The 14,452-nt window shown below is 58.7% G+C and carries 15 protein-coding genes; 10 read left to right on the plus strand and 5 right to left on the minus strand.

The window, feature by feature from the left end:
- Positions 1-26 precede the first annotated feature (26 nt).
- A complete protein-coding gene (locus tag NLU14_RS11005; protein ID WP_420845060.1) occupies positions 27-1,490 on the plus strand; it encodes an aldehyde dehydrogenase in 1,464 nt (487 codons plus the stop codon).
- A gap of 55 nt (positions 1,491-1,545) precedes the next feature.
- Here NLU14_RS11005 and NLU14_RS11010 read toward each other — a convergent pair whose 3' ends face one another.
- Positions 1,546-2,910 carry a glutamine synthetase family protein gene (locus tag NLU14_RS11010; RefSeq protein ID WP_275706379.1) on the minus strand — a complete coding sequence of 455 codons (1,365 nt, stop codon included), beginning with the start codon at positions 2,908-2,910 and terminating at the stop codon, positions 1,546-1,548.
- Positions 2,911-3,127: 217 nt separating this feature from the next.
- On the opposite strand from NLU14_RS11010, the gene NLU14_RS11015 reads away from it, so the two are divergent.
- The 3 genes from NLU14_RS11015 to NLU14_RS11025 are packed head-to-tail and all read left to right on the plus strand — an operon-like array spanning position 3,128 to position 4,735.
- Complete coding sequence (locus NLU14_RS11015; protein WP_275706381.1) at positions 3,128-3,658, plus strand: DinB family protein; 531 nt, start codon at positions 3,128-3,130, stop codon at positions 3,656-3,658.
- 2 nt (positions 3,659-3,660) lie between these two features.
- On the plus strand, positions 3,661-4,296 hold the full coding sequence (locus NLU14_RS11020) for a LysE family translocator (protein ID WP_275706383.1): 636 nt from the start codon (positions 3,661-3,663) through the stop codon (positions 4,294-4,296).
- 46 nt (positions 4,297-4,342) lie between these two features.
- The gene (locus NLU14_RS11025) at positions 4,343-4,735 is read left to right on the plus strand and encodes a VOC family protein (RefSeq protein ID WP_275706384.1); all 393 of its coding nucleotides are present in this window, start codon (positions 4,343-4,345) and stop codon (positions 4,733-4,735) included.
- On the opposite strand, the gene NLU14_RS11030 is transcribed toward NLU14_RS11025, so the two are convergent.
- The 3 genes from NLU14_RS11030 to NLU14_RS11040 form a co-directional block, all read right to left on the minus strand.
- Positions 4,704-5,801, minus strand: a complete 1,098-nt coding sequence (locus NLU14_RS11030; protein ID WP_275706386.1) for a diguanylate cyclase domain-containing protein — start codon at positions 5,799-5,801, stop codon at positions 4,704-4,706. The genes NLU14_RS11025 and NLU14_RS11030 overlap by 32 nt on opposite strands.
- Positions 5,802-5,947: 146 nt before the next feature.
- Positions 5,948-6,679: a Crp/Fnr family transcriptional regulator gene (locus NLU14_RS11035; protein WP_275706388.1), complete on the minus strand. Its 732-nt coding sequence runs from the start codon at positions 6,677-6,679 to the stop codon at positions 5,948-5,950.
- Positions 6,680-6,805: 126 nt separating this feature from the next.
- Entirely contained in the window at positions 6,806-7,510 is a 705-nt protein-coding gene (locus NLU14_RS11040) for a Crp/Fnr family transcriptional regulator (RefSeq protein WP_275706391.1), read from the minus strand.
- 320 nt (positions 7,511-7,830) lie between these two features.
- Here NLU14_RS11040 and NLU14_RS11045 point away from each other — a divergent pair, with 320 nt between their 5' ends.
- The 6 genes from NLU14_RS11045 to NLU14_RS11070 all read left to right on the plus strand — a co-directional run bounded on the left by NLU14_RS11045 (position 7,831) and on the right by NLU14_RS11070 (position 13,304).
- Positions 7,831-8,232, plus strand: coding sequence for a DUF4398 domain-containing protein (locus NLU14_RS11045; protein ID WP_275706393.1), 402 nt, complete (start codon positions 7,831-7,833; stop codon positions 8,230-8,232).
- The gene (locus NLU14_RS11050) at positions 8,229-9,113 is read left to right on the plus strand and encodes an OmpA family protein (RefSeq protein ID WP_275706395.1); all 885 of its coding nucleotides are present in this window, start codon (positions 8,229-8,231) and stop codon (positions 9,111-9,113) included. The genes NLU14_RS11045 and NLU14_RS11050 overlap by 4 nt, the downstream gene beginning before the upstream one ends.
- Positions 9,114-9,327: 214 nt before the next feature.
- Positions 9,328-10,434: a polyamine ABC transporter substrate-binding protein gene (locus tag NLU14_RS11055; protein WP_275706397.1), complete on the plus strand. Its 1,107-nt coding sequence runs from the start codon at positions 9,328-9,330 to the stop codon at positions 10,432-10,434.
- A gap of 39 nt (positions 10,435-10,473) precedes the next feature.
- Positions 10,474-11,556 carry a polyamine ABC transporter ATP-binding protein gene (potA, locus tag NLU14_RS11060; RefSeq protein WP_275706399.1) on the plus strand — a complete coding sequence of 361 codons (1,083 nt, stop codon included), beginning with the start codon at positions 10,474-10,476 and terminating at the stop codon, positions 11,554-11,556.
- A 34-nt stretch (positions 11,557-11,590) separates the two neighbouring features.
- On the plus strand, positions 11,591-12,490 hold the full coding sequence (locus NLU14_RS11065; protein WP_275706752.1) for an ABC transporter permease subunit: 900 nt from the start codon (positions 11,591-11,593) through the stop codon (positions 12,488-12,490).
- Entirely contained in the window at positions 12,483-13,304 is an 822-nt protein-coding gene (locus NLU14_RS11070) for an ABC transporter permease subunit (protein WP_275706401.1), read from the plus strand. The genes NLU14_RS11065 and NLU14_RS11070 overlap by 8 nt, the downstream gene beginning before the upstream one ends.
- Positions 13,305-13,357: 53 nt before the next feature.
- On the opposite strand, the gene NLU14_RS11075 is transcribed toward NLU14_RS11070, so the two are convergent.
- Positions 13,358-14,242: a class I SAM-dependent methyltransferase gene (locus NLU14_RS11075; protein WP_275706403.1), complete on the minus strand. Its 885-nt coding sequence runs from the start codon at positions 14,240-14,242 to the stop codon at positions 13,358-13,360.
- Between the last annotated feature and the right edge of the window lie 210 nt (positions 14,243-14,452).

Below are 14,452 nucleotides of genomic sequence, written 5' to 3' on the forward strand. Positions count from 1 at the left end.
CCACCAACCAGGCCGATTGGCAGGCCATGGCTGACCAGCTCACCCTTGAAAGCCGCGCCTATGTAAATGGCGCTTATCAATGGGCTGTTAATGGCCAGACCTTTCCCTGCATCAGCCCGGTGAATGGCCGTGAACTCACCCAGGTTGCCAGTTGCGACCAGGCCGACGCAGACCTTGCGGTCGACGCTGCCAGAAAAGCCTTTAACAGTGGCGTGTGGAGCCGACTGGCACCCGCCAAACGCAAAGCCATTCTGATTCGCTTCGCGGAACTGATCGAGGACCACGGCGATGAACTGGCCCTGCTCGAAACCCTGGATATGGGCAAACCCATTGGGCACGCACGCTCCGGGGATGTGCCCGCAACAGCACGCGCCATTCGCTGGACCGCCGAGGCCATCGACAAGGTCTACGGCGAACTGGCCACCACAGCCCATGACCAGATCGGCATGATTTCCCGGGAGCCCATGGGCGTGGTCGCCGCCATCGTACCCTGGAACTTCCCGATGATCATGGCGTCCTGGAAGATTGCCCCGGCTTTGGCGACCGGCAATTCGGTGATCCTCAAGCCCTCCGAGAAATCCCCACTGACTGCCATTCGGCTGGCGGCCCTGGCGGAAGAAGCCGGCATTCCAGCCGGCGTGTTCAACGTGCTGCCCGGCTATGGCCACACTGTGGGCAAGGGCCTGGCCCTGCATATGGATGTGGACTGCCTGGTGTTCACCGGCTCCACCAACGTGGCCAAACAGCTGATGATCTACGCTGGCCAGTCCAATATGAAACGGGTGTGGCTGGAGGCCGGCGGTAAGAGCCCCAACATCATTTTCGCGGACGCACCGGACCTGAAAAAAGCCGCTGCCGAAGCCGCCAGCGCCATCGCCTTTAACCAGGGCGAAGTCTGTACCGCGGGCAGCCGGCTGTTGGTGGAAGACAGCATCCGCGCCGAGTTCATCGGACTGATTCGGGAGGCCCTGAAAACCTGGCGGCCCGGCCACCCGCTGGATCCGGCCACAACCTGCGGCGCCATTGTCGATCAGGCCCAGCTTGATCGCATCATTGAGTACATCGGCATCGGCCAGTCCGAAGGGGCAACCCTGGTGGAGGGTGGCCAGCGTGTGCTGGAAGACACGGGCGGCCTGTTCGTCCAGCCCACGGTGTTTGACGGGGTGAACAACGGCATGCGCATAGCTTCGGAGGAAATCTTCGGGCCGGTGTTGTCGGTGATTGGTTTCACGACTGCCGAGGAAGCCATCACCATTGCCAACGATTCCATCTACGGCCTGGCGGCGGCGGTGTGGACCTCCAACATCAACACCGCCCACAAAGTGGCCAAGGCTTTGCGGGCCGGCAGTGTATGGATCAACCACTACGATGGTGGCGACATGACGGCCCCGTTCGGCGGCTTCAAGCAGTCCGGCAACGGCCGGGACAAGTCCCTGCATGCATTCGACAAGTACACGGAACTGAAAGCCACCTGGTTGGTACTTGAGTAACCTGCTCTACGAATAACGGCGCCCTGGGCCGCCGTTTTCGGGTTTTGGGAAGCGATCAAACCGTATGCAGGTACCAGAGATATTCCAGGTCCGAGATGGTCAGCTCGAACTCGTTCAGTTCATGTTCCTTGCAGGCAACAAACACATCCAAAAACTGGCTGCCCAGGTAATCCGCCATCACCGCTGACTGGCCGAGCTCCCGCAAGGCATCCCGCAGGTTGTTCACCAGAGTCGCCTCGTGCTGTTCGTGGGCGTTGCCGACGGTCACCGGCGGCGGCTCAATCCTGTTGGAAATACCGTAATGAATGCCTGCCAATACCGCCGCCATCAACAGGTAGGGGTTGGCGTCGGCACCGGCTACGCGATGTTCGATACGCAACGCGTCCGGATCTCCGCCCGGCAGGCGCAACGACGCAGTGCGGTTGTCCACACCCCAGGTGGCCGCGCTGGGCACGTAGTATTCCGGGCTGAACCGGCGGTAGGAATTGATGTTGGGGCAGAACAGCGCCATGGCGTCATTCATGGTGGCCACCAGCCCACCAATGGCCCAGCGCAGCACGTCGTTGGGTTGCTCGGCATTGCCGGCAAATACGTTGTGCCCGTTCTGGTCCAGCATACTTACATGCAGGTGCATGCCGCTGCCAGCCTGGTTGTGGTAAGGCTTGGCCATGAAGGTGGTGTCCATTTCATGGTCGTAGGCCATGTTCTTGATCAGGCGCTTGAGCAGCGTGGCGTGGTCGCAGGCCTGCACCGCGTCATCCACGTAATGCAGGTTCACCTCGAACTGGCCGGGGGCGGATTCCGCTACCAGGGCGTCTGCCGGCAATTCCTGTTCATGGGCTGCATCCAGCACATCCGCCAGGAATTCCGCGTACTCATCCAGGTCGTCAATGGAATAGGCCTGGGTGCCTGCCGGGCGTTTGCCCGAAATGGGTGATTTGGGCGGTTGGGGGCGGCCGGCCAGATTCTCCTGGTCGATCAGGTAGAATTCCAGTTCATAGGCCGCAACCGGGGTCAGCCCCAGTTCGTCGAAGCGCTTGACGATGTTCTGCAATACCACGCGCGGGTCCGCGAAAAACGGCGTTTCCCGGTCCAGTTCGTACATGGTCAGCAGCAACTGGCCGGTAGGTCGCTTCTGCCAGGGCTCCATGGTGAGCGTGCCCTCGATGGGCAAGCACACCCGGTCCGCCTCGCCGATGTCCAGTCCCAGGCCGGTCTCTTCCACGGTGGTGCCCTGGATGTTCAGAGCAAAAATGGACGCAGGCATGGCAATGCCACGCTCAAACACCTTCGCCAACGTAGACGGGTCTACCCGCTTGCCGCGAACAATGCCATTCATATCCGGAATCAGCAGGTCAATAAACTGCAGCTCGGGGTGCGCCTGAAGAAATGCGTCGACGCTCGCGAAACCAGAACCCATAGTTAAGCCTTCCAGAACTCAAACAGGCCTGTGGCGAGGGGCCGGCACAGGAATTTTCAAGGCTCCTTTATCCTGCTTTCCCGGGCATTTTGCAAGATAGGCATATACCGTAAAGCCACTGGCAGCGCAGAACGTATTGACCTGCCGGGGTTCTCTGCCTAGTTTGATTAATCGATATATGAGATCTGCACTTATTGGATTCCGATGAGGGAAGAGCATGAAACAACATTTCGAACTGATGGCGACCTACAACCAGTGGATGAACAATAACGTCTACGAGGCAGTTGGCAAGCTCAGTCAGGAAGCTCTTGCCGAGGACCGGAATGCCTTCTTCGGTTCCATCCTCGGCACGCTGAACCACATCGTGGTTGCCGACACGATCTGGTTGAAGCGGTTCGCCACTCATCCAGCAAGTTCAAAGGCCCTGGGCCCGATTATGGAACTGCCGGCCCCGGACAGCCTGGATCAGGTTCTGTTTGAGGACTTTGGCCGCTTGCACGAGCACCGGCAATGGCTGGATGAACAAATCATCCATTGGATATCAGGGCTGGATGATGCGGATCTGGGTTATATTCTGAGCTATCACAACATCAAGGGCGTGGCGTCCAATAAGCGCCTTTCCAGTCTGGTGCTCCACTTCTTCAATCACCAGACCCACCACCGGGGACAGGCTTCCACGCTGCTCTCACAAGCGGGTGTGGATATTGGCGTAACGGATTTATTAGCTTTGATCCCGCAGGAGGCGTGAGGATGTTCGAGTACACATTGGTTCACTGGGTGACGTTCCTGTCTGCCGCGGTTCTACTGAACCTGTCTCCAGGGCCTGATATTGCCTTCATATTGGGGCAAACCCTACGTAGCGGGCGCCAGCATGGGTTCGCGGCCATGTTCGGTATCTGGACCGGCGCCGCCTTGCATGTTGCTTTGGCGGCGGTAGGCCTTTCGGCAATACTGGCCACATCGGCGCTGGCATTTTCTATTGTTAAGTGGGTTGGCGCTGCATATCTGATATGGCTTGGTGTCAGGATGCTACTGTCCCCGGGCGATCAATTTGTCTCCAGTGAGAAAGTAGGCAGCATTCGCATACCGTCCATCTATCGGCAGGGTGTCTTTGTTTCTGCTCTGAATCCGAAAGTGGCCATATTCTTTCTGGCGTTCTTGCCACAGTTCGTTGTGACGGGCGCTGGCCCTGCTTGGGCCCAACTCCTTTTGCACGGCAGCCTTATCATCGTCGTTGCGGCGTTCATAGAACCACCCCTGGTTATTGTTGGGGCCAGGCTGGGAGCTTTCCTGAAGAAGAACCCCCGGGTCGGTCTGTGGATGGACAGGAGTCTTGGAGCCCTGTTTGTTGCACTCGGAGCAAGGCTCGCAACCAGTACCAGGTGATACTCAGGAAGAAAGCCTGAGTATAGCCCGAACTTTCGGTAAGCACATGAAAATAATAGTAAACATTGACGTACCGGAACTTGCGCCCGCTATCGACTTCTACAGCGCCGCTCTGGAGCTGGGGCTCAGCCGCATCATTGATGACGACGTGGCAGAGCTTAAGGGCGCCTCTTCAGTGATCTACCTTCTGGCCAATGCAACCGGGTCAGCTGCCACTGGCTCAACTACAGAGACACGCCGATATTCAAGGCATTGGACACCCGTGCATATTGATTATGTTGTAGATGACCTTGTGAAGGCCACTGATCGCGCCTTAACGGCCGGCGCCATCCAGGAAAGTGAGTGCGTCAATTGGAGAGGGTCGAAATGTATAACCTTCTCTGATCCATTTGGCCACGGCTTTTGCCTTATTGAGTTTGCCGGGGAAACCTATCGTTAAAGGTGGCAAAGGCGTGAGGCTGCCAGCATGGCTTCTGACCGGTGCCCTGGCAGAACCGGTAACTGCTTTGCCCGGTTTCCTTGCTGGCGTACATGGCGGTATCAGCATTAAGCATCAGGGTCTCTGCGTCAGGCCCGTTTTCCGGGTGAACAGCAATGCCAATGCTCAGAGCAACCTGCAGCTCCTGGCCGTTAACCGTGTGCGGCCGGGTGAAGCGGGATAGTACTTTTTCGGCCACTTGGGCGGCGTCCTGTATCTCGTCGATTTCAGGTAGCAGTATTACGAACTCGTCTCCGCCGTAACGACAGATCGTGTCCGTGGCACGCACACAACTACCAATCTCTTCTGCAACATACTGCAGCAAGTGATCTCCGGTGGCATGACCAAACTCATCGTTAATCTGCTTGAAGCGATTCAGATCCAAGAACAGCAGTGCTGTTTTTTTACCGCGACGCCTGGACATGCCGATGGCCTGGGTCAGGCGTTCCACCAGCAGCATCCGATTGGGCAGTCCGGTAAGAAAGTCATGTTGGGCATGATGACTCATTTGCTGAATTACGGTTCCTGATTGACGGGCATCGTGAAAAACAATCACGGCACCGGCGGTCTTGCCGTGGCGATCATGGATGGGGGCTGCGGAATCCTCAATCGCCATGTCGGTACCGTCACGGCAAATCAGCACGCTGCCCAGGGCGAGTTCCACGGTCCGGTTCTCGCTGATGGCACGCTCTGCGGGGCTAGGCGCACGCTCTCGGGTAGCTCCATCAAAAACAAAAAACACCTGCTCGACCGGACGCCCGAACGCTTCTTCGCGGGACCAGCCGGTCATCGTTTCGGCCACTTTGTTGAGATAGATGACCTTTCCCTTCGGATCAACAACCAATACGGCATCACCTATGGCGTCGAGGGTGATTTGAGCCATATTCTCAAAAGAGACATCAACAAAGCCGCCTGTGGGAGGCTGGTTCAGGCGAGGCCCATCCCTCACCGCCCTGGCTGTGCAGTGTGGGCAGGCGACGCCGGTTTCTGAGGGCGAGGTACCATCGGCGTGCGGGGGGCTATGCATCAGTGTCTCCTTTTCACTAGCCATGTCATTCACCATGGGTTCGGCTTACCTCACCCTGAGGACAGGCGGCCCGGGAAACTGATAGCCGGTCGATTGATGTACCCGTGGTGTGGAGAGTAGCCTGTCCGGTTGGCAAGTTCTGTACGCTACCCAACATAGACGGAGTCCAGGGGTGTAGGCAGCAGTCGGTCGCACTCCTCTTTGACCACGGCATAACACTCGCAGCTCAGCCGCTCCAGTTTGACGCGGTCGAGTACGCGGATGTGGCCGCGTTTGTATTGGATTACGCCGAGCCGGTCCAGTTTACCGGCTGCTTCCGTAACACCCTCCCGACGCACTCCGAGCATATTGGCAATCAGTTCCTGGGTCATGATCAATTCGTCACTGGGCAGGCGGTCCAACGATAGCAACAGCCAGCGGCACAGTTGTTGGTCAATGCTGTGGTGACGGTTGCACACCGCTGTCTGAGCCATCTGGGTTATCAGGGACTGGGTATACCTCAGCATAAGGTTCAGAAACTCGCTATGGCGGTTAAACTCGTCCTTTAGTTGTTGCCTCGGTAGCCGGAAAGCGGTGCCGGCGCTCTGGACGATCGCCCGGCTCGTCGTACTTTCACCGCCCATGAACACGGCGACTCCGACAATGCCTTCCTTTCCCACCACCGAAATTTCCGCAGAGGCGCCATTGCTCATCATGTAGAGCAGGGAGACGATGCAGTCGGTGGGGAAGTAGACATGTTTCACGGTGTCACCGGACTCGTACAGAACCTTGCCGAGCGGGAAGTTCACCAGCTCAAGGTTCGGAACCAGCCGTTGCCGTGCCTCCTGGGGGAGGGCTGCGATGAGAAGGTTGTCCTCGGGGGAGGCGACTTTCGACATGATTGTTCCAGAGGCCCACGCAAATGCGTAATCATCACAGTACCACAACAGCGGGCCCGTTCTGTACGCCATCGAACACAAGAGGCACCTGACACCCTGCTGTCACCGGTATACCTGGCCCGGTCCTTATCCAAACACTGCGCGGTATTTATCGTTCAGGACTTCGTGGCATTCGCAGGCAGCGGCCTCCAACCCGGGGTGATCAAGAATGTGGATCTCGCCACGGGAATAGCGGATCAACCCCTGACGCTGCAGGGAGCCGGCGGCGAGCGTTATTCCGCTTCTACGCACGCCCAGGGCGTGGGAGAGCAGCTCGTGAGTGAATTGAACCTTGTCAGTGAAGCTCAGATCCTGAATCATCAGCAGCCACCGGGCAAGGCGTGGTTCGATTTCGTGGAAATGCATACAGGCTGCGGTTTGCAGGGTCTGCATCATCAGCCGGAACTGGTAGTGATTCACCGCTTCCAACAGGCGAGGGCTGGCGCGCAGCTCTTGCTGCAATTGGGCCACAGGCATTGCCATGGCGGTGCCGGCTATTTGCACCACAGCGCGCAGGGGCGCGGCCAGAGTATCCAGTGGCAAGGTTGCACCCAGCATACCATCGCGGCCGATCAGGCCCAGTTGGAGAGGCGGCAGAGCACCAAGTGCCATGGCCAGTGAAATAACCCCGGAGGTCGGGAAATAGGCTGTTCGCAGAGGATGATTCGATTCACACAGAACATCGCCCCGGCTGAGCTCGGCGCTGTCACACAGGGAGATAAACCGACGCCCCTCCTGCCCCGGCAGCACTGCGATTATGGCGTTCGTATTCTGGTTTCTCCCTGCTTGCATCAGGCTGGTATCCCTGCGGCATCGCAGCCGCTCAAGGTTCCGCAACGTGGACCGGCAGAATCCCCTCAATACGCTGTACTCTTACGCGAGCAGAGTCTGTGCGTTGACGCACCTAATGTCCCGTCTGGCCAATTCATTAACCCACTGCCCGACACTGGTTCATACCGATAGTGCTCTGTATCCCAACGCACAGACCAGAGTAACGCAAGGCTCCATGATAAAGGCCAATCTCACCAATCGTGGGACAAGGATCATGTCAGGGAGTCCGACATGCGAACAGATAGACGTGCTCAACCCCGTTTTCCCAAGGAGAACCTGACATGATGCTCATACCATTTCCAACCCCCAATCCGTTGCGCCTTTTGCTGTTAGCAGTACTGGCCAGTGGTCTTCTGGTGACCGGATGTGCGTCCTCGCCTTCAGCACCGACCAGCTCGTTGAATGAAGCACGCTCCGCCGTTGTCAGTGCCGAACAGTACGACGCGGGCCGATTTGCAGCCGCCGAACTGGGCGAGGCAAGGCAGAAACTTGACCAGGCAAACACGGCTGTAAAAGAAGAACGAATGGCCAAAGCCGAGCAACTGGCTTTGGAGGCGCGGGTAGGCGCCGAACTGGCTTATGCAAAGACCGAGGCCGCCAAGGCTGAAGCGATCAACGCTGAAATGCAGCGCGGAGCAGAGGCCTTGACCGATGAGATGAACCGCACAGGAGCACAACAATGAAGACTCACAGTGTTATTGGCGGGTTAGTGTTGGGCTCGGTCCTGCTGACGGGGTGTGCTTCGGCACCACAGAGTCCCGAGGGCGCGGATCTTGTCCGTGGCAAGCTGAACAGCCTGCAGGCGGATCCGGTTCTGGCCAACAAAGCCCCGGCTGCACTTAAAGAGGCGGAAATGGCGGTCAGTCTCGCGGAGCAGCCGTTGTCCGACAGCGATGACAACCTTGCTTTAGGCGCCCACCGTGTTTACGTGGCCGACCGTCAGGTGGAAATTGCCATGGCCAAGGCGGTGACACGCGATGCAGAGGATCGGCGCGCGCAACTGGCCGAGGAAAGGGCGACGTCTCGACTTGACGCCCGCACACTGGAGGCTGACAGGGCGCGAGCGGATGCGGATCGCATAGAGGGGGAACGCGCAGAGGCCCTAGCCCTGTCTGACGCGGAAGCCGCCGAGCTGCAGCAGCAGATCGACGACCTGAAGGCGGAAGCCACCGAGCGCGGACTGGTGCTCACCCTCGGTGACCTGCTGTTCGAGTTCGACAGCGCGGAACTGAGAGCGGGCAACACCAGTAATCTCAACCGGCTGGTGAACTTCCTCAAACAGTACCCGGAACGCAATGCGGCCATTGAAGGCCACACCGATAACATCGGCAACATGGAATACAACCGTGAGTTATCGCAGCGTCGGGCCGAGTCCGTACGACTCTATCTGGTGCAGCAGGGAATCGCGTCGAATCGCCTGACGGCCACAGGCCTGGGCCATGGCCAACCGCTGGCCAGCAACGATTCCGAAGCCGGCCGGCAAAGCAACCGCCGGGTCGAGATTATTATCGACAATCCACCAAGGGTCATTTCCAGCTCGGAAGCCATCAAGTCCAGCCAGTAACCCCTGCCGAGGCCTTGAATTCATAGCGACGTTGCCAATGGATTCAGGGCCTTACCATTTTCACAAAACCATAAGCATAACCCCCGATCCCCAGCCATAAAATATTCGTAGCGCACCCTGCATTCTCGTGATACATATCGCGTGAAAGACCTGCACAAGAACGCGTGCGTCCTGCATGCTTGTATCCATCCCTTTTCAGTGAGGGACACCATCGATGTTGAAGTTGTGTAAACCTACGGCGCTGGCCGCCGCTATTGCTGTGTCATTGGGTGCATCTTCTGCCATGGCGGCGGAAGAAGTGCGTGTGTACAACTGGTCTGATTACATTGCCGAGGACACGCTGGAGAAGTTCACCGCGGAAACCGGCATCAAGGTGATCTACGACGTATACGACAGTAACGAAATCCTGGAAGCGGCGCTGCTCTCCGGCCGTTCCGGTTACGATCTGGTGGTGCCTTCCAACCACTACGTGGCCAAGCAGATTTCCGCCCAGGCGTTTGTCCCGCTGGACCACGCCAAGCTGCCAAACATGGCCAATCTGAACCCGGACCTGATGGACGACCTGGAAAAGGTCGACCCGGGCAGCCAGTTCTCCCTGCCTTACCTCTGGGGCACCAACGGCTATGGCTACAACGAGGGCCGTATCCAGGAAATCCTGGGCGACAGCGCCCCGACCGACTCCTGGGCCCTGGTGTTTGATCCGGAAGTCACCGGCAAACTCGCCGCCGGCGGCTGTGGCATTGCCATGCTGGATTCCGGCGAGGAAATGGTGCGTGCGGCCATGGCGTACATTGGCCTGAACCCCAACAGCAACAACGCCGAGGACATCAAAAAGGGCGGCGAGGTGATCAGGGCCATTCGCCCGAACATGACCTACTTCCACTCCTCCCGTTACATTGCCGACCTGGCCAACGGTGACCTGTGCGTGGCCGCCGGCTATTCCGGCGACATCCTGCAGGCGGCTGCCCGCGCCGAGGAAGCCGGCAACGGCAACGTGATCCGCTACACCATCCCCAAGGAGGGCGCGGTGTTGTGGTTCGACATGATGACCATTCCGGCCGGTGCTCCCAATGCGGAAAACGCCCACAAGCTGATGAACTTCCTGATGCGCCCGGAGATCATTGCCGACGTGACCAACTACGTGTGGTACGCCAACCCGAACAAACCGGCCAACGAATTCGTTGACCCGGAAATCCTCAGCGACACCAGCATCTACCCCACCGACGAAGTGATGAAGAAGCTGTACATCATGGAAGGTCGGCCCCAGGACGCACAGCGCCTGATGACCCGCACTTGGACCAGCGTGAAGTCTGGTCGTTAAGGGGTGGAAAACGGCAACAACACCTCCGCGCAAGCGGAGATGTTACTCAGCATTCAGGGCATATCCAAGAGCTTTGACAGCACTCTGGCCGTGGATAACGTAAGCCTGGACATCCACAAGGGCGAGATTTTCGCCCTGCTGGGTGGTTCCGGCTCCGGAAAGTCCACGTTGCTGCGCATGCTGGCAGGCTTTGAAACACCCAACGCCGGTCGCGTGGTACTGGATAGCCAGGACATTACCGCCCTGCCTCCGTACCTGCGGCCCACCAATATGATGTTCCAGTCCTACGCGCTGTTCCCCCATATGACGGTGGAACAGAACATTGCCATGGGGCTGAAACAGGACAAACTGGCCAAAGGTGAAATCCGCGACCGGGTCGAGGCCATGCTGAAACTGGTCAAGATGGAGAGCTTTGCCAAACGCAAGCCCCAGCAATTATCCGGCGGCCAACAGCAGCGTGTAGCGCTGGCCCGCTCCCTGGCCAAGCGGCCGAAACTGCTGTTGCTGGACGAGCCCATGGGCGCGCTGGACAAGAAACTGCGCACGGAAATGCAGCTGGAACTGGTGGAAATCCTGGAAAAGGTGGGCGCCACCTGCCTGATGGTCACCCACGACCAGGAAGAAGCCATGACCATGGCCAGCCGCATTGCCATCATGGCCCAGGGTCGCATCGCCCAGGTGGGTTCCCCCATCGATATCTACGAGAGCCCGAACAGCCGTATGACGGCCGAGTTCATCGGTTCGGTGAATATCTTTGAGGCCAACATCCTGGAAGACGAATCCGACAGCATTACTCTTAACAGTAACGCGCTGGATGCCCCGGTGTTTATCGACCGGGGCGTAACCACCCCGGCGGAAAGCACCGCGACACTCGTGGCCCTGCGTCCGGAAAAAATCTACCTCACCAGCGACAAGCCAGACGGTGATACCAACTGGAGCTGTGGCACCGTGGACAACATCGCGTACCTGGGAGACATCACTTCCTATTACGTGAAGCTGGCCAGCGGCAAGCGCGTTCAGGCCACCATGGCCAACGTCGAACGCCGCGGTGAGCGACCGACCTGGGGCGATACGGTGTTTGTGTCCTGGGAAGCCTCCAGCCCCATCCTGCTGTGGAACTGATGCCATGGCCAACAAACTGATGCCCGCCCCGTTGATGGAGCGGGTACGCGCCGTGGTGTTTCACCGCCGGGTGGTGTTCGGTATCCCGTTCCTGTGGTTGCTGCTGTTCTTCCTGCTGCCGTTCGCGCTGGTGCTGAAGATCAGCTTTTCATCGGCGGTGATGGCCATCCCTCCTTACGAGCCGGTGTTCACCTTCGTGGACAACACCTTCTCGGTGATGGTGAATTTCAGCAACTACCTGTTCCTGCTGTCCGACAGTCTGTATATCGCCGCCTACTGGGGGTCGGTCAAGATCGCCTTCATTGCCACACTGGTCTGCCTGCTGATCGGCTACCCCATGGCCTATGCCATGGCCCGTGCTTCGGCGCGGATGCAACTGGTACTGCTGTTGATGGTGATGCTGCCATCCTGGACCTCGTTCCTGATCCGCGTGTACGCGTGGATGGGCATCCTTGGCAACCAGGGGCTGCTGAACAACCTGTTGATGTGGCTGGGTGCCATCAACGAACCACTGAAAATGCTGAACACCAACTTTGCGGTGGTGCTGGGCATTGCCTACGCCTACCTGCCCTTCATGGTACTGCCCATCTACACCAACCTGGTGAAGCTGGACGTGCGCCTGCTGGAGGCGGCGTCGGACCTGGGCTGTCGCAGCCTGACCACCTTCTGGGCCATCACGCTGCCGCTGTCCAGGGCAGGCATCGTTGCCGGTTCCATGCTGGTGTTCATTCCCGCCGTGGGTGAATTTGTGATTCCGGAACTGCTGGGCGGCCCGGATACGCTGATGATCGGCAAGGTGCTGTGGGAGGAATTTTTCAATAACCGTGACTGGCCGGTAGCGTCTTCCCTGGCCATCGTGATGCTGGCTCTGCTGCTGATCCCCATCGTGCTGTTCCACCGCTTACAGGCCAGGGAGATGGAAAAGGATGGTTAAATCTCGGCCCTTCAGTTTCTCGAAGGTGATGCTGGTACTCGGCCTGTTGTTCCTGTACCTGCCGATGGTGGTACTGATCGTCTACTCGTTCAACGCCTCCCGGCTGGTGTCGGTATGGGCCGGCTTTTCCACCCACTGGTACGGCGAGCTGTTCCGGGACCAGCAGATTCTCTCCGCCGTGTGGATGAGCCTGAAGATTGCCTTCTACTCCGCCAGCATGGCGGTGTGCCTGGGTACCCTGTGCGCATTCGTGATGACCCGCTTCAAGCGAATTCGCGGGCGTACTCTGCTGTCCAGCATGGTCAGTGCGCCATTGGTTATGCCGGAGGTGATCACGGGCTTGTCGCTGTTGCTGCTGTTCGTGCAGATGGCGCAAACCATCGGCTGGCCGGTGGACCGGGGCATGGCGACCATCTGGATAGCCCACACCACCTTCTGCAGCGCTTACGTGGCCGTTGTGGTCAGTGCCCGCCTGCGGGAGGTGGACCGCTCCATTGAGGAAGCGGCCATGGACCTGGGCTGCACGCCCCTGAAGACATTCTTTGTGATCACCCTGCCGGTGATTGCCCCGGCGCTGGTGTCGGGCTGGCTACTGGCATTCACCCTGTCGCTGGACGACCTGGTGATCGCCAGCTTCGTCTCCGGCCCGGGGGCCACTACCCTGCCCATGGTGGTGTTCTCATCGGTACGCATGGGCGTGTCACCCAAGATCAACGCGCTGGCTGCGCTGATCATTCTGGCGGTGTCACTGATTGCTTTTATTGCGTGGTATCTGATGTGGCGGGCCGAGAAGAGACGTCAAGGGGAAGCGTAACACCTCCCGCCAGGAGCCCGGCTTACACCGGGCTCCTGTACCCTGCACCTTTACTATCCGTTCTCGGGATTCCGGGCGGTAATACACCAGGAACTGGAAGGCATCACAATCTGCCCGGCGTTATCCTGATAGGGCGTCAGCGCCTGTCGCAGGGCTTCCTCAATTTCCGGGCGCTGCTGTTCCGCCAGTTCCCCCGCCTCCCGGAAGACCTCACCGGCTGGCCCGATGGCTAGCTGGAAGTTGATGGCATCCAGCACCGAATCCCCCACGGTTACCGGGCCGTCAACCTGCTCAAAGTTGATGTCCCGGAAGCCGGCGATTTCAAGTTGCTGTGATACAACCTCGGTGTTAGCCATGGAGAAGGGCCCCGGGCCGCAGGAGCGGGCGCCCTCGCCCGGTTCCGGCAGAAAGCGCAGCACCACTTCCTTTGCCATACCCAGCCAGGGGTTGTAATCACTGCTGCGCCAGACAATGAACATCAACTCACCCCCTGGCCGCAGCGCCCGGCGGATGTTTTTCATGGCCCGCACCGGGTTTTCGAAGAACATCATGCCGAAGCGTGAAAAACACAGGTCGAAACGGCCATCGAAAGGGTAACGCTCCACGTCTTCGGTGATAAACCGGATGTTATCCAGACCAGCCTTGTGGGCATCTTCCCTGGCCCTTTCAAGGAACTGCTCCACACAGTCAATGCCGAGCACGTAGCCATCAGGGCCGACCTTTCGGGCCAACTGGATCCCGGTGTCTCCCCAGCCACACCCCACATCCAGAATGCGGCTACCGGGCGTTACGGTCAGGCGTTCCAATGGCACCCGGCTGTGGTAGCTCAGGCCTTCCATCAGGATGTGGCGGAACCGGTCAAACTTGTCCGCCAGAGTGTCATTCCAGAACTGGACGTATTCGGTGGGCTCAGTCAGTTTGGTTGCAACCTCGTTCATGGCATCCTCCATTGTGGTGTCCGGTGACCCAAGGACGCATAGACTGGAAGCCTTGTTCCCGAATTTCTGCAACGGCTGGCATTCATCAGGTAACTGGACACTTCGTTTCTGGCACCGGCGCAACTACACTGCCAATGGTAAGCGCTCGCCTGTTTTGATGAGCGCGGAATAACACAAAAGGAGCTGACTGTTGGATATCGCCCAGGCCTC

It is taken from the genome of Marinobacter iranensis (assembly GCF_029207565.1).
Lineage (GTDB): Bacteria > Pseudomonadota > Gammaproteobacteria > Pseudomonadales > Oleiphilaceae > Marinobacter > Marinobacter iranensis.

Bases quoted from the DNA above. Each gene is read 5' to 3' on its own strand.
- NLU14_RS11005 (WP_420845060.1), top strand. From the start codon at position 27: ATGGCTGACCAGCTCACCCTTGAAAGCCGCGCCTATGTAAATGGCGCT.
- NLU14_RS11010 (WP_275706379.1), bottom strand. From the start codon at position 2,910: ATGGGTTCTGGTTTCGCGAGCGTCGACGCATTTCTTCAGGCGCACCCC.
- NLU14_RS11015 (WP_275706381.1), top strand. From the start codon at position 3,128: ATGAAACAACATTTCGAACTGATGGCGACCTACAACCAGTGGATGAAC.
- NLU14_RS11020 (WP_275706383.1), top strand. From the start codon at position 3,661: ATGTTCGAGTACACATTGGTTCACTGGGTGACGTTCCTGTCTGCCGCG.
- NLU14_RS11025 (WP_275706384.1), top strand. From the start codon at position 4,343: ATGAAAATAATAGTAAACATTGACGTACCGGAACTTGCGCCCGCTATC.
- NLU14_RS11030 (WP_275706386.1), bottom strand. From the start codon at position 5,801: ATGCATAGCCCCCCGCACGCCGATGGTACCTCGCCCTCAGAAACCGGC.
- NLU14_RS11035 (WP_275706388.1), bottom strand. From the start codon at position 6,679: ATGTCGAAAGTCGCCTCCCCCGAGGACAACCTTCTCATCGCAGCCCTC.
- NLU14_RS11040 (WP_275706391.1), bottom strand. From the start codon at position 7,510: ATGCAAGCAGGGAGAAACCAGAATACGAACGCCATAATCGCAGTGCTG.
- NLU14_RS11045 (WP_275706393.1), top strand. From the start codon at position 7,831: ATGATGCTCATACCATTTCCAACCCCCAATCCGTTGCGCCTTTTGCTG.
- NLU14_RS11050 (WP_275706395.1), top strand. From the start codon at position 8,229: ATGAAGACTCACAGTGTTATTGGCGGGTTAGTGTTGGGCTCGGTCCTG.
- NLU14_RS11055 (WP_275706397.1), top strand. From the start codon at position 9,328: ATGTTGAAGTTGTGTAAACCTACGGCGCTGGCCGCCGCTATTGCTGTG.
- potA (WP_275706399.1), top strand. From the start codon at position 10,474: ATGTTACTCAGCATTCAGGGCATATCCAAGAGCTTTGACAGCACTCTG.
- NLU14_RS11065 (WP_275706752.1), top strand. From the start codon at position 11,591: ATGGAGCGGGTACGCGCCGTGGTGTTTCACCGCCGGGTGGTGTTCGGT.
- NLU14_RS11070 (WP_275706401.1), top strand. From the start codon at position 12,483: ATGGTTAAATCTCGGCCCTTCAGTTTCTCGAAGGTGATGCTGGTACTC.
- NLU14_RS11075 (WP_275706403.1), bottom strand. From the start codon at position 14,242: ATGAACGAGGTTGCAACCAAACTGACTGAGCCCACCGAATACGTCCAG.